A 21,939-nucleotide genomic window follows, 5' to 3' on the forward strand; every position below is an offset into this window, starting at 1 on the left:
TCATAAATGAATCCACTTTCAGAAAGAATAACAAACATGTCTACTTCTGCCACATTAGCTATGGCAGCAAAAGCAAGAGAACTTAGAGCCGAAGGCAAAGATATTATAGGATTAAGTTTGGGAGAACCAGATTTTAATACTCCAGATTTCATTAAAGACGCTGCAATTCAAGCAATAAAAGACAATTACAATTCATACTCTCCTGTAGATGGTTATGTAGATTTAAAGGAAGCTGTAATTACAAAATTTAAACGCGACAATAATTTAACATATACTTTACCACAAGTAGTGGTATCTACTGGTGCAAAACAATCTTTATATAACATTGCACAAGTAATGTTAAATAAAGGAGACGAAGTTATTTTACCTTGTCCGTATTGGGTGAGCTATAGTGATATTGTTAAGGTTGCAGAAGGAGTTCCTGTAGAAGTAAAAACGTCTATAGATACAGATTTCAAAATGACTGCCGCGCAATTAGAAGCAGCTATTACGCCAAAAACAAAAATGATTTGGTTTAGTTCTCCTTGTAACCCTAGTGGTTCTTTATACAGTAAGGAAGAATTGGAAGCTTTGGCTTCTGTTTTGGTAAAGCATCCAAATATTTATGTGGTTTCCGATGAAATATACGAACACATAAACTACACCGGAAAACCACACGCAAGTATGGCTGGAATTGATGGTATGTTTAATAATACGATTACCGTAAATGGTGTATCTAAAGCTTTTGCTATGACTGGCTGGAGAGTTGGTTTTATTGGTGCTCCAGATTGGATTGCTCGTGCTTGTAATAAAATGCAAGGACAAGTAACTAGCGGAACAAACTGTATAGCGCAACGTGCTGTTATAACGGCTTTAAATGCAGACCCAAGTGTTGTAAAATACATGATAGACGAGTTTAAAGTACGTCGTGATATGGTTTTAGATTTATTGGATGGTATAGAAGGTTTTAAAACCAACACACCAGAAGGTGCCTTTTATGTGTTTCCAGATATTTCTTTTTTCTTCGGAAAGACCTTACGTGGTAAAAAAATAAATAACGCTACAGATTTCTCTCTATATCTCTTAGAAGAAGCATTAGTTGCTACGGTAACAGGAGATGCATTTGGAGATAAAAACTGTATTCGTATTTCTTATGCAGCAAGTCAAGAGCAAATTAAAGAAGCAATCAAAAGAATTAAAGAAGCACTTAGCTAAACTTTATTTTAAATATATTTTAAAGCCATGAATACAATGTATTCATGGCTTTTTTTTTATACTATTACTAGCAAAAATAAAAGCAAAGTAATCACTAGGCTTATTAGATAATAAATGGTTTCTTCTTTGTTTTGAATAACCATTTGCAAACGTATTCTTTCTAAAATTTCTGGTGTCGCTTCCGGAAAATTATACAAAGATTCTGTTTTCCTAATTTCACCAAAAAACGGCCTGGTAATTTTCTTTCTTAAACGTTTCAGGTTTTTATTATTCTTTAACGTTAATAGCATGGATTCTCCTAAAGGCATAACCTTATATATAAATAATTATTAGTGTCATTAGAATACTTAAAGCAACACCTAAAACAATAATCTGCTTTAGTCTTACTTGCTTTTGTTCGCGTTGTATCTTTTCTTCAATGCTTTTCAACTCTTCTTTAGTTGCGGTATTATGAAACTGTAGTTTTGTACTAGAATAACCTCCTTCAAAAGATTTTCTTTTGCTTCTATTGGAACGCATTTTCTCATTATTCTTAATAACGGTAATCATTGCTTGCACAGAACCACCAAATCCCATAATTTCTAGGTTTTAAAAGTGAAACATTAAATTTTAGATAATAGAAGTGTATTACAAGAATTCTCATTCTTGCTTTCTATTTAGCATATTATAAAAGATTATTTTGAGGGTAGCTCAAAGATCATCAGTTAACAATCCAGTAAAAAGCTTTATATATATGTAGTACATTTAATATAAATGTTACACTTTTGAAAAGAAAAAAATATTCTTCAGAAACACATTTACAGAGTAGCAATAAGAAATGCTACAAAAAACAGAGATAGTTTTAATATGGTCTCTATAGAGCAACAGGTATTAAATTGTCTACTCTTTAATCGTTGTTTAATTCCGAAAATAGAATTGGAAGAAACTTTACTAAAGTTACTATTAACGATCTGTTGGTAGTTGGAGTTTAAAAACCCTAAAGGTTTGTTTACGGTGTCCTTATCTTGTTTGGGAAGTGGCTCTAAATCTTGTGATGTAATTACTAATTCCATGATGGTTTATTTTAATTGGTTTGTATAATAAAGACGAACCAAATAACAAAATGTTACAGCAACAATAGTCTTGAAACTGTACAATAACGTGGAAACACCTATTCTAATTAAAGAATTTGAATAAAAAATATTTTTAATATCTTATCTATTTCTCCAGAAAAATGGCGTAAATAATATAAGTACAGTAAACAATTCTAATCTTCCAATTAACATTAAGAAACTACACCACCATTTTCCTAAATCAGGCAATGATGCATAGTTATTTACGGGACCAAAATCACCAAGTGCCGGACCAACATTTCCTAAACTGGAAGCTGCCAAACCTACGGAAGATTCAAAATTTATTCCCATCATTGAAAACACTAATGCTCCAACAATAAAGGAAAGCATATATAGAATAAAAAAGGCAAGTATATTAAATACAATTTCTTTTGAAATGGCTTTTTTATTATAACGAACAGGCACAATAGCATTGGGATGCAAAGTACGTTTAAACTCTAAAAATCCATTTTTAATTAGTACTAAATGACGTACTACTTTCACACCTCCAGAAGTACTACCTGCAGATCCACCAAGAAACATGATTCCGAAAAAGAACACCACTAAAAACGGTGTCCATAACGTATAATCTGCCGTTACAAAACCAGTTGTAGTGATAACAGATAACACCTGAAATAAAGCATGACGAAAAGCACTTTCTGCTTCTCCCCAAACCATAGGATGATCAATTGTCGAGGCTGTAAGATCGGATTTGAAATAAATAATCAGGGCAACAATAGCTGTAAAAATAGCTACAAACTTAAAGTATAGCTTAAACTCTTCATCGTGTATAATTTTTTGCACTTTACCTTTAAAAGCGAAATAACTTAAAACAAAGTTAGTTCCTGCTAGAAACATAAACACGATAATAATGTATTGTATTACTGGTTCATTATTCCAATAGGCAACACTGGCATTTTTAGTAGAAAACCCTCCTGTAGACAAGGTACATAAGGAATGATTTATAGCGTCAAAAAACGACATTCCTGCTACTTGCAATAAAATAGTTTCCGCAACCGTGTACCCAAAATAAATAAGCCATAAACGTTTTGCTGTATCTGTAATTCTTGGGTGTAATTTATCGGTGCTTGGTCCTGGAGCTTCGGCTGCAAAAAGCTGCATACCTCCAATTCCTAATAAAGGTAAAATAGCAATGGCTAGTACTATAATTCCCATTCCGCCAATCCAATGCGTTAAGCTTCGCCAAAACAAAACACCTTCAGGTACTGCTTCAATATCATTTAAAATAGATGCTCCTGTGGTTGTAAAACCAGACATCGTTTCAAAAAAAGCATCTGTAAATTGCGGGATACTTTCGGTAAATACATAAGGTAAGGTTCCAGATAGCGACATAACAATCCAACCAAAAGTTACTACAATATAACCTTCGCGTTTGTTCATTTCTTTGCTATGATTTCTAGTAGAAACCATTCCAAAAACACCAACTAAAAGCGTTACAATTCCGGAAAGAAATAACTCTAAAGTGACACCATCTTTATAAATCAAACTGATAAGTGCAGACAGCAGCATAAAACCACCATTAAACAAGAGTAGCAATCCGAAAAAATGGAAAATAATTTTGTGGTTAAGCTTAATGGCTCTCATTACAAGAATATTTTTTCAACTCGTTTAATAGATCTTGGCAAACAACATACTACCACATTATCATTTTCTTGTATTCTAAAGCTTCCTAGTGCAATATGCCCTTTTCCATCTCTAATAACACCACCAATAATTGCAGATCTTGGGAAGTCTACATCTTTAATAAGTTTATTGTTAATTTTAGATTTAGCTTTTACCTTAAATTCCAACAACTCTGCATTCATGTTATTCAGTTTGGTCATTGCCACAACCTCTCCTTTACGTATATATCTAAAAATATTATTTGCAGCAAGTAGTTTTTTATTAATAAGTGTATCAATCCCAATAGATTGTGACAACTCAAAATAATCCATGTTTTCTACAAGTGCAATGGTTTTCTTAACCCCTTTAGATTTTGCAACTAAGCAAGACATAATATTGGTTTCTGAATTTCCTGTAACAGAAATAAAAGCATCCATATCCCCAATGTTTTCTTCGTCTAGCAAATCTACATTTCTACCATCTCCATTTATTACTAGTACTTTTTCTAACTCGTCTGCCAACTCAAAAGCATGTTCCTTATCTTTTTCAATAAGCTTTACATTAAAATTGTTAGCACATAAATCTCTGGATGTTTTGTAACCAATTTTACTACCTCCAAGAATCATGACATTTTTAATCTCTACATTACTTTTCCCTGTCATTTTACACAACTCATCTCCTCCTCCTTCACTAGTAATAAAGACCACATTGTCGCCTTCTTTAAACTGTGTATCTCCTCTTGGAATGATTGTATATTGCGTACCAAAACGTTGAATTGCTATTGGCACAAAGTGAATTTCATGAAATAATTGCGCTGCTTCTTTTACTGTTTTACCAACAAAAGACGCGGTTCTAGCTAAATTTAGCCCAACCATAGTAAGCGCTCCTTCTTCAAACTCATAGCTATCATTAAATGCAGACTGATTTAATAACAGACTAATCTCTGAAGCCGCTAAAGCTTCAGGAGAAATTAATTCATCAATACCTAATTCGGTAAAACCAACTTCATCTTTATGGTTGATAAACTCTGTATTCGAGATTCTAGCTATGGTACGTTTCGCACCAAGTTGTTTCGCCAAAACGCAAACTGTAATATTTGTAGTTTCCGAAGCTGTTACCGCAATTAGTAAATCAATATTGTTAACATTTGCTTCTTTTAAGATAGATATTGACGTAGCATCCCCTTTAATCACCTTAATATCTAAATGATTATCTGCATAAGACAGACTATCTTTATTAGTATCTATTAAGGTTATTTCTTGCGATTCGTAAGACAATAATTTTGCTAAATGAAATCCTACTTCACCAGCTCCAGCAATAATTATTTTCATTTATAGTTTTAATAAAAAAGTAAGCAAATATACTGCAAATTATTAAGATACAAATAAGATACCTGTATTTGATTTGATTACACTATAAGTATTTAAACAAAAAAAATATGTAGTTTTGCCAAAAAAATAGATTTGTCGAAAATAAAACCATACAAGGATAGCGATTTAGGTAAGAAAGAACAAGTTACCAAAATGTTTGATACGATTTCTAAAGATTATGATGGCTTAAATAGAGTTATTTCCTTTGGAATTGATGTTTCATGGCGTAAAAAAGTGGTTGCAATGGTTAAAGAATCGCAGCCAAAAACAATTTTAGACATCGCTACAGGAACAGGAGACCTTGCTATTAATTTAGCACAAACCAATGCCGAAAAAATTGTTGGATTAGACATAAGTAGCGGTATGCTTAATATTGGTAAAACCAAAATTAAAAAACGCGGCTTAGAAAATACTATAGAAATGGTTTTAGGGGACAGTGAAAATATGCCTTTTGAAGACAATTCTTTTGATGCAATAACCGTGGCTTTTGGTGTTCGAAATTTTGAAACACTAGAAAAAGGACTAAAAGAAATACACCGCGTATTGAAACCACAAGGGACTTTTGTAATATTAGAAACTTCTATGCCAACAAAAACACCTTATAAACAAGGGTATAATTTTTACACAAAAAACATTCTTCCTTTAATTGGTAAAATGTTTTCGAAAGATAGAAGTGCCTATAAATATTTATGCGAATCTGCTTCTGTTTTTCCTTTTGGTGAAGCTTTAAACAATATTTTAAGAGAAACGGGGTTTATTAATGTTACAGATTTCCCTCAAACATTTGGAGTGGCAACCATCTATAAATCGTCAAAATAATATATGAAAAATATACTTGTCTTAATAATCACTTTTTTTGTTTTTCAAACAGCATCGGCTCAATTATTTAGTAAAGAGCGAATAAAAAACAATGAAAACATAGATAAAGCGCGCTTAAGTTATGGGTACTTTCTTGGTTTTAATAGCTATGATTTTAATTTTGACTACTACGAAAACAAAAAAGACATTCAAGTAGAAACAAGTACCGGTTTTAATGTAGGACTTATTGGAAACTTAAGAATTAACGATTATGTAGATATACGATTAGAACCAGGTTTATCTATAACTTCTAGAAATTTAATTTATGACGAAAGTTATTTTGATGGTACAGAATTTACAGATGCAGATTTAATTAGAGAAGTGAAATCTACCTATATCCACATTCCTTTATTAATAAAACTATCTACAAAACGACTAAATAACTTTAAACCTTTTATTGTTGGTGGAATCTCTACAGCATTAAACCTTTCTAGTAATCAAGACAATCCGGATGATAATTCTGCTGGTGAATTTAGAATGAAAAAAAATAACCTGTTTTACGAAATTGGTTTTGGTATTGATTTCTATTTGTACTTTTTCAAGTTTACACCATCCGTTCGTGGAATCTTTGCGTTTAATGATGAAATGGTTCCAGATGTTGATCCTAATAGTCCGTGGACAGGAAATGTTTCCAGTATGCAAACTAGAGGATTGTTTATCAACTTGACTTTTCAATAAACCGCGACCGCCACTGAATACTGAGACTGCGACTGAATACTGCCACTGCGACTGAATACTGCCACTGCCACTGAATACTGCCACTGCGACTGAATACTTTTACCCCCTCTTAAACTCGCTCAACAAAATAGCAGTAGCTGTGGCCACGTTTAAACTTTCCGTTGCTTGAAGTTGTCCGAACCTTGGAATACTAATTCGTTTCGTTACTAGCGCTTCAACAGCAGGAGAAATACCATTCGCTTCGTTACCTAAAACTAAAACACCTTGATTTGGCAATTCACTTTTATACACGTTTTCGCCATCCATAAAAGCACCAAAAACATTGGTATTACTTTCCTTTAGAAAAGTCTCTAAATTTAAATAATTCACGTTAACTCTCGTTATCGACCCCATGGTTGCTTGAATTACTTTCGGATTATAACAATCTACAGTAGCAGTACTACAAACCAAATCTGCAACGCCAAACCAATCACACAGTCTAATAATAGTTCCTAAGTTTCCAGGATCTCTTACATCATCGAGAGCTACAATCAGATTATTATTATTATTACGCACTGGACTTGTATCTGGAATTTTAAAAATAGCTAAAGCTTTATTTGGCGTAGTTAGAAAACTGATTTTTTTTAATTCCTTTTCTGTAATAATAGTTTCTTCATTAAGGTCCATATTAAAAGACGCTGTAGTAAAAATATGCTGCAGTTTTAAAGAAGAATGCAATAGTTCTTTTATCGTTTTTAAACCTTCAGCTACAAACAAGCCTTCTTGCTGTCTATACTTTTTTTGCTTTAAACTAGTTATTAATTTTATTTGGCTTTTGGTTAACATGTAAATAATGTATTTTTGAAACTATAAAAAGGTTTTTACTGGCTAAAGATGAAACCTTAAATTCATTAAAACAAAATTAGTATTAATTTATCACATAATATTCTTGAAATTACAACCCTTTAAAATAGTATTACTTGTATGCCTTGCAGTATTTTTCACTTCTTGTGATGCCGTTAAAAGAGTTGGAGAAAACGAGCACTTACTAGTGAATAACACTATTTTAGTAAATAACAAAAAAGTAAATACAGAAAGAATAAACAACCTCTTATACCAAGCGCCTAATAGAAAACTTTTAGGTATTCCGTTACGTTTACATATTTACAATACAGCAAGACCAAACATTGACTCTATTGTAAACGAAAAAATAAACAGAAACCCTAAACGTAAAAAAAGATTAGAAAATTTTCTTTCTAAAAAACAATTAGATAATTATTTACAAGCAAAAATAGATTTTAATTCTTGGCTTAAAAAAACGGGGGAAGCACCAGTAATTGTTAATGAGGTAAAAACCAAAAAATCAATAAATCAGTTAAAGGCGTATTATTTTAACAATGGTTGGTTTAATGTGAAAGCTTCTGCAAAAACAGACACACTAGGTAATAAAAAAGCAAGGGTAGATTACACCGTTACTACTGGTAAAGCATATTTTGTAGACTCACTAACCACATCTATTGATTCTCCTATTTTAGATTCCTTATACAAAACACAAGCGCATAAATCACTACTTAAGAAAGAACAGTACAAAACAGTTACTTTCGATAATGAACTGGAGCGTATTACCGAACATTTTAAAAATTCAGGAGTATATCATTTTAGCCAAGAATACATTTATTTTGAAATGGATTCAATTGAAAACAATCAAAAAGTAAAGGTAGATTTACAAATAAAAAATCGACAAGTAAGAAAACAAGACTCTGCATATAGAATTCCTTTTAAGATCTATAACGTAAAAGACGTAAATATCTTCACAACTAGCACTTACGAAAACAGAAACAAAACCATTACTGATACGGTATCCTACAATGGATACAATTTATTTAGTATTGGTAAAATGCGCTTTAAGCCTAAAGCTTTAACCGACGCTGTTTTTATTACCCCAAACAGCATTTTTAAAGACATAAGCAAAACGCGTTCTTACCGACATTTAAGCAACTTGAAAACGTTTAAATATCCAGACATTGAGTATATAGAAAACCCAGACACCACACTTACTGCGAACATATATTTATCCCCTTTAAAGAAATTTAAATTTGGTTTTAGTGCAGAAGTTTCACAAAGCGATATACAAACTGTAGGCTTTGCATTAAACCCAAGTATTTTAATGCGAAATGTATTTCGAGGTGCCGAAACACTAGAACTCTCTGCAATTGGATCTATTGGTGCTTCCAAAGACGCATCCAATGATGGCGATCCGTTTTTTGATATTAATGAAATAGGTGCAAACCTTAGACTAACTATACCAAGATTATTTTTCCCTTTTAATACTGAAAAAATAATACCTAAACACATGTTTCCAAGCACCATAATATCGTTGGCAATGTCTAGTCAGACAAATATTGGTTTAGATAAGCAAACCGTTACTGGAGCTTTTAATTACAAATGGATTCCTAACAAAACAGTAACCAACAGATTAGATGTTTTTAATGCACAGTACGTAAGAAACTTAAATACAGGAAATTACTTTAATGTATATGAAACCTCTTATGATAATTTAAATTCTATTGCACAAGATCTAAATTACAATACAGACAATACAGATTTAAGCATACCAGATCAAACAAATCTTTTTATCAATGATGTATTAAGCGGAAACACTTCGTTAGCATCCACAAGTGATGATTATCAAACCATATCGGCTATTAGCGAGCGTAAAGACAGATTAACAGAAAACAATCTTATTTTCTCTTCTAATTACTACTATACACAAGATAGACGTGAAAATTTATTTGATGAAACCTTTTCTATTTTCCGATTTAAATTAGAATTAGCAGGAAATATTTTTTCTGCGGCATCTAGTGCTTTCGGCTTACAAAAAAACGATAATGACCAATATGAGTTTTTTAATGTCGCATTCTCGCAATATGTAAAAACCGAGTTCGATTATATTCGTCATTGGGATTTAGGTAAAAAAAATGTGCTTGCTGCAAGAGGTTTTGTTGGAATTGCTATTCCGTATGGCAATTCTACAAACATCCCTTTCTCTAAAAGTTTCTTTGCAGGAGGAACTAATGATAATCGTGCATGGACCGCTTATAGTCTTGGTCCAGGAAGATCAGGGTCTAACAACGAATTTAATGAAGCAAACCTAAAACTAGCCTTTAGTTTTGAAAATAGATTTAATGTCTTTGGAGATGTAAACGCTGCACTATTTATAGATGTTGGTAATATCTGGAATGTATTGGATGACGTAGAGGATGACAAATCCACCTTCACCAGTTTATCCTCTTTAAAAGACATTGCAATAGGATCTGGTTTTGGTATTAGATATGATTTTGGTTTCGCAGTAGCAAGATTAGACTTAGGCTTTAAAACCTACAATCCAGCATTAGAAACCAACCGTTGGTTTTCTAACTACAACTTTGGTAAAGCAGTCTATAATATTGGTATTAACTATCCGTTTTAAACCATTCACAACGAAAACGTTATCGTGTTTATTCCTTTAAGAATCTATTCAAACAACTATAATTTATTTAAAAATTACGTACTTTTGAATAAACAAACATTCATCTAAACCAAATAATAAAATGGCACATAATATAAAACCAGGAGTTGCAACAGGTCGTGAAGTACAAGAAATCTTCAAACTAGCGAAAGAAAAAGGCTTTGCATTACCAGCAGTAAATGTAATTGGCTCTAATAGTATTAATGGTGTTTTAGAAACAGCAGCAGCTTTAAATGCTCCAGTAATCATACAATTTTCTAATGGCGGAGGAGTATTTAATGCCGGAAAAGGATTAAGTAACGAAAACCAAAAAGCAGCAATTGCAGGAAGCATCGCAGGAGCAAAACACATACACCTAATGGCAGAAGCTTATGGTGTTCCAGTAATTTTACACACAGACCATTGTGCAAAAAAATTATTACCATGGATTGATGGTTTATTAGATGCTAGTGAACAACATTATAAAGAAACAGGAAAACCTTTATATAGCTCACACATGATAGATTTAAGCGAAGAACCTCTTGAAGAAAACATAGCAATATGTAAAGAGTACCTTGCTAGAATGAGCAAAATGGGAATGACCCTAGAAATAGAATTAGGTATTACAGGTGGTGAAGAAGATGGCGTAGATAACAGTGATGTAGACGAGTCTAAATTATACACACAACCAGAAGAAGTAGCTTATGCGTATGAAGAATTAAGCAAAGTAAGTGACCAATTTACTATCGCAGCAGCATTTGGTAATGTACATGGTGTTTACAAACCAGGTAACGTAAAACTTACTCCAAAAATTCTTAAAAACTCTCAAGAATTTTTATCTAAAAAACACAACCTACCTCATAATCATATCGACTTTGTTTTTCATGGTGGATCTGGATCTACATTAGAAGAAATTAGAGAAGCAATAGGTTACGGTGTAATAAAAATGAATATCGACACCGACATGCAATACGCTTTCATGTCTGGAGTTAGAGATTATATGGCAGAAAAAAAGGACTACTTACAATCACAAATTGGTAACCCAGACGGACCAGAATCTCCAAATAAAAAATATTATGATCCACGCGTTTGGTTACGTAAAGGAGAAATCACATTTGTAGAGCGTCTTAAAAGAGCGTTTGAAGATTTAAATAACGTAAATACTCTATAATATTATTTTGGCGTTACCCTACTTCACAAAAGTTTCGTAGGGTCAGGCTGTCACTACTCGCTCTCTGCGAGGAGCTCAAACAAACCGTTCCATCCTTAACACAAATCAAGGTAATTAATAAAATAAAAAATCCGTTTAAAGAGAATAACCTCAGTACTTAAACGGATTTTTTTATGCTTTAATATAACAAGAAAACAAGATAGCGACATCTATTTTGGAGTTGTATTAATAAAATGAGTAATTTTGCTTACTTATTTATTTAAAATAAGAACTAACTAAATTAATTTTAGAAAAACTAAAATAGTAAATCTATATGGCTTGGTTTAAAAGAAAAGAAAAAGGTATAACCACCTCTACTCAAGAAAAAAAAGACACCCCAAAAGGCCTTTGGTACAAATCTCCAACAGGTAAAATAGTAGACGCAAAAGAATTAGAAAAAAACTTTTACGTAAGTCCAGAAGACGGTTACCATGTAAGAATTGGTAGTAATGAATATTTCGAAATACTTTTTGACGACAATAAATATAAAGAATTAGATGCTAAATTAGAATCTAAAGACCCTTTAAAATTTGAAGACACCAAAAAGTATCCAGACCGTTTAAAGGCAGCACAAGAAAAAACAAAACTAAAAGACGCTGTTCGTACAGCTGTTGGAAAATCTAAAGGCAATGATTTAGTTATTGCTGCTATGGATTTTAGTTTTATTGGTGGATCTATGGGAAGCGTTGTAGGAGAAAAAATAGCTCGTGCAGCAGACTACGCATTAAAAAAGAAACTACCATTCATGATTATCTCTAAATCTGGAGGAGCAAGAATGATGGAAGCAGCATTATCTTTAATGCAACTAGCAAAAACATCTGTAAAACTGGCACAACTAGCAGACGCAGGAATTCCATACATCTCGCTATGTACAGATCCAACAACAGGAGGAACAACAGCTTCTTTTGCTATGTTAGGAGACATTAACATTAGCGAACCAGGTGCATTAATTGGTTTTGCTGGACCTCGAATTGTAAGAGATACTACAGGAAAAGAATTACCTGAAGGGTTTCAAACTTCAGAGTTTTTATTAGAACATGGTTTTCTAGATTTTATTACACATAGAAAAGAATTAAAAAATCGTGTAAATCTTTATATAGACTTGGTACAAAACCAACCTATAAGAGCTTAAATACGAACACAATAACAAAAAAGACCTTTAAAATAAAAAATTAAAGGTCTTTTTTGTTATTTATTTAATCAAATAAATAAAAATAACTATATTTGCCGCTCGAAAGAAGAGCTTTCGTGTACATAAAAATCATTTACAATAATATTAGCATGTATTTAGATCAAAAAGCAAAAGAAGAATTATTCGCAAAACATGGTGGTAACGCAAAAAATACTGGTTCTGCAGAAGGACAGATTGCATTATTCACTCACAGAATTGAGCACTTAACACAACACTTAAAAAATAATCGTAAAGATTATAATACAGAGCGTTCGTTAGTAATGTTAGTAGGAAAAAGAAGAAGCTTACTAGATTACTTAATTAAGAAAGATGTCTTAAGATATCGTGCAATAATTAAAGAATTAGGATTAAGAAAATAATCTCAATACAAAGACCACGCCCAACAGCGTGGTTTTTTGGTATATACTAACTCGTTTTGGAAGAGTCTAAACTCCAATATTGAAGAAGCTAAATTACAGTTTTTCATTGGCCACAACAACTACACAACACAACTACCAATGTTTAATTAGTATTAAAACTTATTTATGATTCCAAAAGTTTTTAAAGAGGTCATAGACCTAGGTGATGGAAGAGAAATTTCTATCGAAACCGGAAAATTAGCAAAACAGGCACATGGTTCTGTTGTTGTTCAGTCAGGAAAATGTATGCTATTATGTACAGTTGTTTCCAATTACAAACAATCACCAGTAGATTTTTTACCATTAACGGTAGATTATCGCGAAAAATTTGCAGCAGCTGGTCGTTATCCAGGTGGTTTCTTCAAAAGAGAAGCAAGACCAAGTGATGGTGAAGTATTAACAATGCGTTTAGTAGACAGAGTATTACGTCCGTTATTCCCAAAAGATTACCACTCAGAAGTACAAGTGATGATCCAATTAATGTCTCACGATGAAGACGTTATGCCAGATGCAATGGCAGGTTTAGCAGCATCAGCAGCTATTCAATTATCAGATTTCCCTTTTGAATGTGCTATCTCTGAAGCTAGAGTTGGACGTGTAAACGGAGAATTTGTAATCAACCCAACAAGAGCGCAATTAGCAGAATCTGACATCGACATGATGATTGGAGCAAGTGCTGATTCTGTGATGATGGTAGAAGGTGAAATGGATGAAATTTCTGAAGAAGAAATGGCAGACGCAATTAAATTTGCACATGAAGCTATAAAAGTACAATGTGCTGTTCAAGTAAAATTAGCAGAAGCATTTGGTAAAAAAGAAGTACGTGAGTACGAAGGAGAAAGAGAAGACGCAGATTTAGAGAAGAAAGTTTATGACATGGCATACGATAAAGTATATGCTATAGCAAAAGCAGGATCCTCTAAACATGAAAGAACTACTGCATTTGCAGAAATTAAAGACGAAATTAAAGCTACTTTTTCAGAAGAAGAATTAGCCGATTTTGGAGATTTAGTTTCTAAATATTACAGAAAAGCAGAAAAATCTGCTATTAGAAACCTAACCTTAGATGAAGGTTTACGTTTAGATGGAAGAAAAACTAACGAGATTAGACCAATTTGGTGTGAGGTAGATTATTTACCATCAGTTCATGGTTCTGCAATCTTTACTCGTGGAGAAACACAAGCATTAGCTACAGTTACTTTAGGAACATCTAGAGATGCAAACAAAATAGACATGCCATCTTACGAAGGTGAGGAAAATTTCTATTTACATTATAACTTCCCTCCTTTTTGTACCGGTGAAGCTAGACCATTAAGAGGAACCTCTCGTAGAGAAGTTGGTCATGGTAACTTAGCACAACGTGGTTTAAAAGGAATGATTCCTGCAGATTGCCCGTATACAGTAAGAGTTGTTTCTGAAGTATTAGAATCTAACGGTTCTTCTTCTATGGCAACGGTTTGTGCAGGTACAATGGCACTTATGGATGCTGGGGTACAAATGATAAGACCAGTTTCTGGAATTGCAATGGGATTAATTTCTGATGCTGATTCTGGTAAATTTGCTGTATTATCTGATATTTTAGGTGATGAAGATCACTTAGGAGATATGGATTTTAAAGTAACAGGTACTACTAAAGGTATTACTGCTTGTCAAATGGATATTAAAGTAAAAGGACTTTCTTATGATGTATTAGAATCGGCATTAGCGCAAGCTCGTGATGGTCGTTTACACATCTTAGGTAAGTTAACAGATACTATTGCAACTCCTAACGCAGAAGTTAAAGATCATGCGCCTACAATGGTTACAAGACGTATACCAAACGAATTTATTGGTGCGTTAATTGGACCTGGAGGAAAAGTGATTCAAGAGATGCAAAAAGAAACAGAGACTACTATCGTTATTAACGAAGACCCTGTGACTGAAGAAGGTATTGTTGAAATATTAGGTGTTGGTAGTAAAGGAATTGATGCTGTTATGGCAAAAATAGACTCTTTATTATTTAAACCTGAAGTGGGTAGTATTTACGAAGTAAAAGTAATCAAAATGTTAGATTTTGGTGCTGTTGTTGAGTATATGGATGCTCCAGGAAACGAAGTATTACTTCACGTAAGTGAATTAGCTTGGGAACGTACAGAAAATGTTTCAGATGTTGTAAACATGGGAGACGTTTTTGATGTAAAATACTTTGGTATAGACAAACGTACTCGTAAAGAAAAAGTTTCTAGAAAAGCTATTTTACCAAAACCAGAAGGTTTTGTTGAAAGACCACCAAGAGACGATAAACGTCCTGCTTCTCGTGATAACAGAGGTTCTCGTGACAATAGAGGTCGTGATAACAGACGTGACGACAGAAAACCAAGAGAAGATAAAAAAGAAGATTAATTCTTTTTCACTCTTAATATATTTAAAAGCCCATCAAAAATTTGATGGGCTTTTTTTTATATCTTTAGTTATAATTTTTTATTATAACAACATGAATTCCATAACACTAGAACCATTTATACATAATGCAAAAAGTTGTATCGCGATTAAATTTGCTTATAATTTTGAAGTCAAAGAATATATAAAAAAATTTAATGGTGTGTATTGGACCAAAACACACAGAACATTTTATATTTATTATGACGAGGTTAGACTACAAGAACTAAAAGTTTACATTAAAAAAGAAAACTTACGCCTTTTAGAAAGTCCTAATAAAAATAGTATTCCACGATACAGCAAAGGTCTCAAAGTAGAGCTAAACCCTTTAAACAAAGAAAAAACGGAAGTCTATAGTCACTTTTTAGAATTTTTAAAAGGAAAAAGATTTAGCAAGAGTACTATTGCCGCTTATGGAGGTTTTATACTCGAATTTTTACGCTTTACAGACTCAAAACCTGTCAACGAACTTAATGAAAACGATGTAAGGCATTATATAGAATGGACGGTTGATAAATTAAATTATGCAGTTAGCACACATAGACAAATGGTAAGTGGTTTTAAGCATTTTGCTTATTTCTACCCTGCATGTTCTATAGATATAGATAAAGTCTATATGCCTAAAAAAGACAAAAAACTTCCAATTGTATTAAGTATAGAAGAAGTATTTTCCATATTACAAGTAACAAAAAACTTAAAACATCGTACCATTATAGCAATGCTTTATGGCTCTGGATTACGCATAGGAGAAATTATAGATTTAAAACTTAGTGATTTTGATTTTAGAAGAAAGCAGTTATATGTAAAAAACTCAAAAGGCAGAAAAGACAGATACACTACTATCGCCGAAAGTCTTTTCCCATTATTGAAAAATTATCATAATACCTATGCACCAAAACAATATTTTATAGAGAACCCTAAAGGCGGTAAATACACTGCAGGATCTATACGTGCATTTCTTGCAAGAAACACTAAAGCTGCTGGAATACTAAAACCGGTAACACCACATACTTTACGTCATAGTTATGCCACACATATGTTAGAACAAGGTACAGATATTCGTTACATACAAGAACTACTAGGCCACAGCAGACCAGAAACCACAATGATTTATACACATGTATCTAGAAAAGATTTACAACAAATAAAGAGCCCTTTGGATAATGCAATTAAACAATTATCTTTACAGGATAACGTCAACACAAAACTAACGATATCCTGATCTATTTACGGGATATAATCAATAAATGTGATGATATAACACGTTGGCAATAATTTTGACCCGTCCTGAAATAAGGCTACATAATTTTAAACATTATGTATAGAAATGACAAAGTAATTAGACGTTACAGTGAGCCTTTTAAATTAAAAATTTTAGCCGAACTTACAATCGGAAAACACACAAAGAGTGAACTTTGTAAACTCTACTCTATTGCACCTACAACAGTAAACGTGTGGATTAAAAAGTATAATCGTAAAGACTTAATGAACACCAGAGTAAAAGTGGAAACAAAAGACGAAATATCTAGAATAAAAGCACTTCAAAAAGAGGTTGAACAACTTAAAAAACTACTACTTAAAAAGGATCTCGATGCTATGGTACAGGATTGTTATCTTGAAGTAGCAGCTGAAGATCTTGGTTATAAATCAGTTAATGAACTAAAAAAAAAGCTAAGTATAAAGCCTTAAGTAAAGCTAAAAAAAGATCTAAGGGATTTGCTTCTTTAACAACTATAACCCATTGTTTTGGACTTAAACGCAATGCTTATTACAAGCATAAAAACAGAGCTGATAAGCGTTTAAAACTAGAACAACAGATTATAGATATTGTTAGAAAAAGACGCAAATCCCTTCCTAGAGAAGGTGTTCGCAAACTTACCAGGTCCTTAGATAAAGAGTTTGTTAAAGCTAACATTAAAGTAGGTAGAGATACACTATTCAAAGTACTTAGGAAATATAATATGCTTACACTTAGAAAGAAAACCAGTGCTAGAACTACGAACTCTTATCATCGTTTTTATAAATACAATAACATTATAAAAGACCTAGAAGTTACTAGAGCGAACCAAGTTTGGGTATCTGATATCACATACATTAGAACCATAAAGGGCTTTTGTTATCTGGCTTTAATAACAGATATGCATTCCAGAAAAATAGTCGGTTATGACCTAAGTGATAGTTTAGAGTTAAATGGATGTGTAAGAGCGCTTAAGAAGGCAATTTATCAAGCTAAAAACATTAAGCAACTTATTCATCATTCGGATAGAGGAATACAGTATTGTAGCAATGTATACACACAAATTCTTAAAAGAAAAAAGATAGATATTAGTATGACTGAAGAAAATCATTGTTACGAAAACGCAATGGCAGAACGTGTAAATGGAATTTTAAAAGATGAATTTTATTTAGACCAAACCTTTGATAACGTGAGTCACGCAAAGAGAGCTGCAAAAAATGCAATTAATTTGTACAATGAAGTAAGATTACATTTATCTTTAGATTATAAAACACCAAATATGGTATATAAATTATCAGCTTAATTCAATTTTAACCTGTAGCCATATTTCAGGACAAGACATTTGAAGAAAAAGCAGACTCTAAAGATTTTTCTTATTCAATATACTCTAAAATATCAGCAGGTTGACAATTTAAAGCTTTACAAATTGACTCTAAGGTCGAAAAACGAATTGCTTTAGCTTTACCTGACTTCAATATAGATAAGTTTGCTGTAGTTATCCCAATAATTTCAGCTAACTCTTTACTCTTCATTTTTCGTTTAGCCAGCATGACATCCAAATTAACTATAATTGCCATACTTATATTGTTAAATTATTTTCTTCTTGTAATTGAATACCTTTTTTAAATACATCAATATACAGATATACTATTATACCCACACAACCGTGAATGAAAATCATAATAAGTTCTTCTTCAATATTTTCATTTTTTTGTTTTAAAGAACTATACAAAACAACCAAAATATTTATAGCTAAAGGAATAAGATTTAACCTGAAAAATATAATAAGTTTTTTTAATGATTCCTTATTAAATAAATTATTTTTTGTGAAAATTTGAAAAAAATCTTTTAGTGTATAAAAATAGATGGAGTAAAACAACAACCACAGCCACATAAATAATATACTGTAAGAGAAATTATAAGAAAAAACGGCATTAATGAAAGGTATTGTAATCTGAGCGTTAAAATTTTCATTACCCTCTAAAACAGCAACAAAAGGCATATCAAAACCAAAGTATTTTTCTAAAAAAGATAATATAGACAGTAGGAATATAAAAACAAAACAAGTACTAAACACATAAAAAAAAGCTTGTGCACATTTAGATATAATTTTTTTCATTAATTTTAAATAATTAGTTGGAAATATAACAAGTTTATAATAATTTTATTTTCTTTAAATCATCATCACTTAAAATTTTAATAGTAATTGATGTTTTTTTTTTAACATTTTACATAATTTGACACCATTTAGCATCCTTTGACTGTAAGAAAAATCTTATTTATTTAACCAAACTTTCCTTACTTCCTTTTGTTCTATAGTAGCTTTATCATTCTCAATTAAAGAAACACTCTTACCGTATGCTTTAGTTAATTTTGTTTTAATCAAAACAGGATTTCCATTACGTTCAAGTTCTAATGAGACATCTTGTCCTTCTTTCCAAGCATACATACCACCAATAATTTGTTGAGCATTTGCTATGTTTAATTCTACTTCATTTACTTTTTTTATTATATCACCGGCTTGTACGCCTTGTGTTTTCCAAAATGAATTATTTAATGCCATGCGAGTGAAAAACATAGCGTTTTTTTCTTCATCTGCGTCAAAAATTATATTCTGTCCTCCAGCAAAAATGTAGTTTGTAGGAGTTTCAGATTCGACCAAAGCTAAACCAACCATTGCAAAATATTTACTATAATCAATTGGCACATTACCTTCAACATGTGTTTTTAAAAAATTCCCAATACTTGGATAGGTCATTGCTGTAATTTCGTCTATAAATTTATCATCCATAAAAGGTTTGTTTCTGCCATATTTTGCAGATAATTCTTTCATTAATGAAAGTAAACTCCTATTTCCGTTACTTTCTTTGCGTATTAAGATGTCCATGCACATACCTATTAATGCACCTTTCATATAAACATTATAATATTGAGATGCATACGGTTCCTCCAATACATTCTCGCTCATTTCAGTAAAACTCAGTGCATCATTTAAGTTTTTAGAATTGTTAATCTTTGACATTACGGTATTGTAAAAGGTTGTGTTATCTATTAACCCTTCATATACTTGAAAGTGCTGTGCAAAATACTCAGTTACACCTTCATACATCCAAAGATGCTTTGAAAATGTTGGATTATTATAATCAAAATAATGAACATCCTCTGAATGTACGGATAATGGAGAAACAATATGAAAAAATTCATGTGCAACAACATCTATTATGGATTCTGCCAATTCTTCATTAGATGATGACTCTGGTAATACAACTACTGTTGATGTGTGATGTTCTAATGCACCCATTCCTTTTGGAGAAGTTTCATTTTCCTCAGATAAATATAAATATATATCGTATCGATTTGTGCTGTTAAGATCTCCTAAATATTGCTTTTGAGCTTGCATCATTTTATATACAGTTTCTTTTTGATTTGCAGCTGTATGTACTTTATTTGGAGAATAAACACTTAATCCAATTTTGATATTCCCAACCATAAATTCTTCAACATCTAATTTCCCATACATCATTGGGTTATCAATAATATCAAAATAACGTGTTGCAAAATAACTGTCTGTTAAATATTGGCCATCAGCACTGATCTTTGTTCCTTTGTTCTTCAAAGATGAAGTTCTCACAAAATGGGATGGCGAGGTAACATCTAAGGTATATTGGTTGTTTTTTAAAGAATCGAAATAGCCTATAAACCCATGGAGATTTAATACAAAATTATCTGTTTCTATATTTGTGCCTGATGGCGAAACTGGGTGTCCTCCACCAATTCCACCACTAGTTTCAGTATCAAAAGTATCGTTAACGTAATATATTAATTTATCCAATTTTGAAGCTTTTGCAATTGACCAGGTATTCTCATCTAATTTGGTTACAGATAATTCATTCCCCTGATAATCAATCGCTTTTAAATCATCAATATATTTTCCAAAGTCACTAATGGAGTAGGTTCCTTGTATTACTCTTGGCAATCTATAAGTTACTGATTCTGCAGTAAATCGACCAGGGTTAATAGTTACTGGCACTTTGTCGCCTACTACTGCTGTTAGATCCAATGTTGTTTCAATAGGATTGTTAATTGCTAAATCATTTTTTCTTGGAGTAACAGATACACAGCCAGATAGCGATGCAATAAGCGTAAAAAGCACTGGTAAAATTAACACTAATAATATTTTCTTAATTTTCATTTTATTAATTTTTATATTTTAAGTTGCAAACTTAATAAAATTATTGAATAACAACAATATATTTCCTTTTATAAATAATTTTAATACATAGAGAAAATTGTAAAGTAAAAAACTTTTGCCAACACCGTATAAAATTAATTGCTAGCAAATCGCTTACTTACGAAAGTCCAAGCGGACTTTCTTGGTTCGTGTTTTATTTACTAAATTCACTGCTTAAAACACGCAACTAACCTTATACAACAACGTTAGCTACAATTACTCGGAAAAATTACCAACCAAAATTCTGCCAAGCTTTACGCTGAAAAAACCACTCAAAATCGGAATCAAATATTACGGAATTATTTACTCGTCTGCTGAATTTACTCTTGCGGAATTTAACTAGTTGCGGAATAACCACTCCAACGGAATTAAAAAAACAAGATCACTTTTCGGACTTCACTCAGAATTGAGCAATTCAGCGGAATAGAAAAAAAGCGTACTTACTCGAATGTCTCGTAAAAGTAGCTAACAACGCATAAAAAAAATTGCTATATTTAGAACTAATTTTAAAGTCGTTGCTCTTTTGCTACTTCTGATTTTCCTACGGAAAATCCTCGCTCGCAAAAACGCAACTATTTTTATACAAGACCGTTATATACAATTGCTCTGAAATTGTAACTCCTAATAAAACCGAATTACTAAAATCATAATTCATCGGAATTTTTTCTTACTCAAACTTTGAATTTGAAAACAAACTCTGAATCTCACTCAAACGGAATTTTAGCTTGTTTGTGAAAACTGAATATAATACTGATTTTACTTCCGCGAAAATATCACTCAAATGGAAAATCACTTATGCGGAAAAAAGCCTGGTTTTCTTTCCGCGATTTTTTTGAGTTTTAAGAAATTAAATCCAACTCTAAAAATCTTGGAAAACTATTTCGGAATTTTTTCAAAACGCTCTCACTCTACTCTATCGCAAAAGTATATAACAACGCATAAAAAAAATTGCTATATTTAGAACTAAATTTAA

The 21,939-nt window shown here is 32.0% G+C and carries 19 protein-coding genes and 1 pseudogene; 11 read left to right on the forward strand and 9 right to left on the reverse strand.

Annotation, left to right across the window (positions count from 1 at the left end):
• The first annotated feature begins 6 nt into the window (after positions 1-6).
• A complete protein-coding gene (locus FG167_RS02615) occupies positions 7-1,194 on the forward strand; it encodes a pyridoxal phosphate-dependent aminotransferase (RefSeq protein ID WP_203459908.1) in 1,188 nt (395 codons plus the stop codon).
• A 56-nt stretch (positions 1,195-1,250) separates the two neighbouring features.
• Here the strand turns inward: FG167_RS02615 and FG167_RS02620 are convergent, their stop codons facing one another.
• The 5 genes from FG167_RS02620 to trkA all read right to left on the reverse strand — a co-directional run bounded on the left by FG167_RS02620 (position 1,251) and on the right by trkA (position 5,239).
• Positions 1,251-1,502, reverse strand: coding sequence for a hypothetical protein (locus FG167_RS02620; protein ID WP_203459909.1), 252 nt, complete (start codon positions 1,500-1,502; stop codon positions 1,251-1,253).
• Positions 1,503-1,506: 4 nt separating this feature from the next.
• The gene (locus FG167_RS02625) at positions 1,507-1,770 is read right to left on the reverse strand and encodes a hypothetical protein (RefSeq protein WP_203459910.1); all 264 of its coding nucleotides are present in this window, start codon (positions 1,768-1,770) and stop codon (positions 1,507-1,509) included.
• Between the two features lie 221 nt (positions 1,771-1,991).
• Positions 1,992-2,246 (reverse strand): hypothetical protein, encoded by a 255-nt coding sequence (locus FG167_RS02630; protein WP_203459911.1) that lies wholly within the window; start codon positions 2,244-2,246, stop codon positions 1,992-1,994.
• A 141-nt stretch (positions 2,247-2,387) separates the two neighbouring features.
• Positions 2,388-3,890, reverse strand: a complete 1,503-nt coding sequence (locus FG167_RS02635; protein ID WP_203459912.1) for a TrkH family potassium uptake protein — start codon at positions 3,888-3,890, stop codon at positions 2,388-2,390.
• Positions 3,890-5,239 carry a Trk system potassium transporter TrkA gene (trkA, locus tag FG167_RS02640; RefSeq protein ID WP_203459913.1) on the reverse strand — a complete coding sequence of 450 codons (1,350 nt, stop codon included), beginning with the start codon at positions 5,237-5,239 and terminating at the stop codon, positions 3,890-3,892. Before trkA ends, FG167_RS02635 begins: the two co-directional genes overlap by 1 nt.
• A gap of 132 nt (positions 5,240-5,371) precedes the next feature.
• Here trkA and ubiE point away from each other — a divergent pair, with 132 nt between their 5' ends.
• Both ubiE and FG167_RS02650 read left to right on the forward strand, forming a co-directional pair.
• Positions 5,372-6,097 (forward strand): bifunctional demethylmenaquinone methyltransferase/2-methoxy-6-polyprenyl-1,4-benzoquinol methylase UbiE, encoded by a 726-nt coding sequence (gene ubiE, locus FG167_RS02645; RefSeq protein ID WP_055445116.1) that lies wholly within the window; start codon positions 5,372-5,374, stop codon positions 6,095-6,097.
• A 3-nt stretch (positions 6,098-6,100) separates the two neighbouring features.
• Positions 6,101-6,814, forward strand: a complete 714-nt coding sequence (locus tag FG167_RS02650; protein ID WP_203459914.1) for a porin family protein — start codon at positions 6,101-6,103, stop codon at positions 6,812-6,814.
• Between the two features lie 99 nt (positions 6,815-6,913).
• On the opposite strand, the gene FG167_RS02655 is transcribed toward FG167_RS02650, so the two are convergent.
• Positions 6,914-7,639 (reverse strand): RNA methyltransferase, encoded by a 726-nt coding sequence (locus FG167_RS02655; protein ID WP_203459915.1) that lies wholly within the window; start codon positions 7,637-7,639, stop codon positions 6,914-6,916.
• Between the two features lie 103 nt (positions 7,640-7,742).
• Here FG167_RS02655 and FG167_RS02660 point away from each other — a divergent pair, with 103 nt between their 5' ends.
• The 8 genes and pseudogenes from FG167_RS02660 to FG167_RS02695 form a co-directional block, all read left to right on the forward strand.
• Positions 7,743-10,262, forward strand: coding sequence for a BamA/TamA family outer membrane protein (locus FG167_RS02660; RefSeq protein WP_203459916.1), 2,520 nt, complete (start codon positions 7,743-7,745; stop codon positions 10,260-10,262).
• Positions 10,263-10,383: 121 nt separating this feature from the next.
• The gene (gene fbaA, locus FG167_RS02665) at positions 10,384-11,451 is read left to right on the forward strand and encodes a class II fructose-bisphosphate aldolase (RefSeq protein WP_203459917.1); all 1,068 of its coding nucleotides are present in this window, start codon (positions 10,384-10,386) and stop codon (positions 11,449-11,451) included.
• A gap of 313 nt (positions 11,452-11,764) precedes the next feature.
• Positions 11,765-12,622 carry an acetyl-CoA carboxylase, carboxyltransferase subunit beta gene (gene accD, locus FG167_RS02670; protein ID WP_203459918.1) on the forward strand — a complete coding sequence of 286 codons (858 nt, stop codon included), beginning with the start codon at positions 11,765-11,767 and terminating at the stop codon, positions 12,620-12,622.
• A 149-nt stretch (positions 12,623-12,771) separates the two neighbouring features.
• Positions 12,772-13,041 (forward strand): 30S ribosomal protein S15, encoded by a 270-nt coding sequence (gene rpsO, locus FG167_RS02675; protein WP_055445122.1) that lies wholly within the window; start codon positions 12,772-12,774, stop codon positions 13,039-13,041.
• 165 nt (positions 13,042-13,206) lie between these two features.
• A complete protein-coding gene (locus FG167_RS02680; RefSeq protein WP_203459919.1) occupies positions 13,207-15,462 on the forward strand; it encodes a polyribonucleotide nucleotidyltransferase in 2,256 nt (751 codons plus the stop codon).
• A gap of 91 nt (positions 15,463-15,553) precedes the next feature.
• On the forward strand, positions 15,554-16,720 hold the full coding sequence (locus tag FG167_RS02685; RefSeq protein WP_203459920.1) for a tyrosine-type recombinase/integrase: 1,167 nt from the start codon (positions 15,554-15,556) through the stop codon (positions 16,718-16,720).
• A 95-nt stretch (positions 16,721-16,815) separates the two neighbouring features.
• On the forward strand, positions 16,816-17,187 hold the full coding sequence (locus FG167_RS02690; protein ID WP_055434618.1) for a transposase: 372 nt from the start codon (positions 16,816-16,818) through the stop codon (positions 17,185-17,187).
• Positions 17,188-17,213: 26 nt separating this feature from the next.
• Positions 17,214-18,038: pseudogene (locus tag FG167_RS02695) on the forward strand (IS3 family transposase); the annotation flags it as partial.
• Positions 18,039-18,108: 70 nt separating this feature from the next.
• Here FG167_RS02695 and FG167_RS02700 read toward each other — a convergent pair.
• The 3 genes from FG167_RS02700 to FG167_RS02710 form a co-directional block, all read right to left on the reverse strand.
• Positions 18,109-18,312 carry a helix-turn-helix transcriptional regulator gene (locus FG167_RS02700; protein WP_203459921.1) on the reverse strand — a complete coding sequence of 68 codons (204 nt, stop codon included), beginning with the start codon at positions 18,310-18,312 and terminating at the stop codon, positions 18,109-18,111.
• Between the two features lie 2 nt (positions 18,313-18,314).
• Entirely contained in the window at positions 18,315-18,854 is a 540-nt protein-coding gene (locus FG167_RS02705) for a DUF2975 domain-containing protein (RefSeq protein WP_203459922.1), read from the reverse strand.
• Between the two features lie 156 nt (positions 18,855-19,010).
• Positions 19,011-20,927 (reverse strand): peptidase M61, encoded by a 1,917-nt coding sequence (locus FG167_RS02710; RefSeq protein ID WP_203459923.1) that lies wholly within the window; start codon positions 20,925-20,927, stop codon positions 19,011-19,013.
• Positions 20,928-21,939 lie beyond the last annotated feature (1,012 nt).

It is taken from the genome of Lacinutrix sp. WUR7, from assembly GCF_016864015.1.
GTDB lineage: Bacteria > Bacteroidota > Bacteroidia > Flavobacteriales > Flavobacteriaceae > Oceanihabitans.

Coding starts and splice junctions, on each gene's coding strand:
- FG167_RS02615 (WP_203459908.1), top strand. CDS start 7: ATGAATCCACTTTCAGAAAGAATAACAAACATGTCTACTTCTGCCACA.
- FG167_RS02620 (WP_203459909.1), bottom strand. CDS start 1,502: ATGCCTTTAGGAGAATCCATGCTATTAACGTTAAAGAATAATAAAAAC.
- FG167_RS02625 (WP_203459910.1), bottom strand. CDS start 1,770: ATGGGATTTGGTGGTTCTGTGCAAGCAATGATTACCGTTATTAAGAAT.
- FG167_RS02630 (WP_203459911.1), bottom strand. CDS start 2,246: ATGGAATTAGTAATTACATCACAAGATTTAGAGCCACTTCCCAAACAA.
- FG167_RS02635 (WP_203459912.1), bottom strand. CDS start 3,890: ATGAGAGCCATTAAGCTTAACCACAAAATTATTTTCCATTTTTTCGGA.
- trkA (WP_203459913.1), bottom strand. CDS start 5,239: ATGAAAATAATTATTGCTGGAGCTGGTGAAGTAGGATTTCATTTAGCA.
- FG167_RS02650 (WP_203459914.1), top strand. CDS start 6,101: ATGAAAAATATACTTGTCTTAATAATCACTTTTTTTGTTTTTCAAACA.
- FG167_RS02655 (WP_203459915.1), bottom strand. CDS start 7,639: ATGTTAACCAAAAGCCAAATAAAATTAATAACTAGTTTAAAGCAAAAA.
- fbaA (WP_203459917.1), top strand. CDS start 10,384: ATGGCACATAATATAAAACCAGGAGTTGCAACAGGTCGTGAAGTACAA.
- accD (WP_203459918.1), top strand. CDS start 11,765: ATGGCTTGGTTTAAAAGAAAAGAAAAAGGTATAACCACCTCTACTCAA.
- rpsO (WP_055445122.1), top strand. CDS start 12,772: ATGTATTTAGATCAAAAAGCAAAAGAAGAATTATTCGCAAAACATGGT.
- FG167_RS02680 (WP_203459919.1), top strand. CDS start 13,207: ATGATTCCAAAAGTTTTTAAAGAGGTCATAGACCTAGGTGATGGAAGA.
- FG167_RS02685 (WP_203459920.1), top strand. CDS start 15,554: ATGAATTCCATAACACTAGAACCATTTATACATAATGCAAAAAGTTGT.
- FG167_RS02690 (WP_055434618.1), top strand. CDS start 16,816: ATGTATAGAAATGACAAAGTAATTAGACGTTACAGTGAGCCTTTTAAA.
- FG167_RS02700 (WP_203459921.1), bottom strand. CDS start 18,312: ATGGCAATTATAGTTAATTTGGATGTCATGCTGGCTAAACGAAAAATG.
- FG167_RS02705 (WP_203459922.1), bottom strand. CDS start 18,854: ATGAAAAAAATTATATCTAAATGTGCACAAGCTTTTTTTTATGTGTTT.
- FG167_RS02710 (WP_203459923.1), bottom strand. CDS start 20,927: ATGAAAATTAAGAAAATATTATTAGTGTTAATTTTACCAGTGCTTTTT.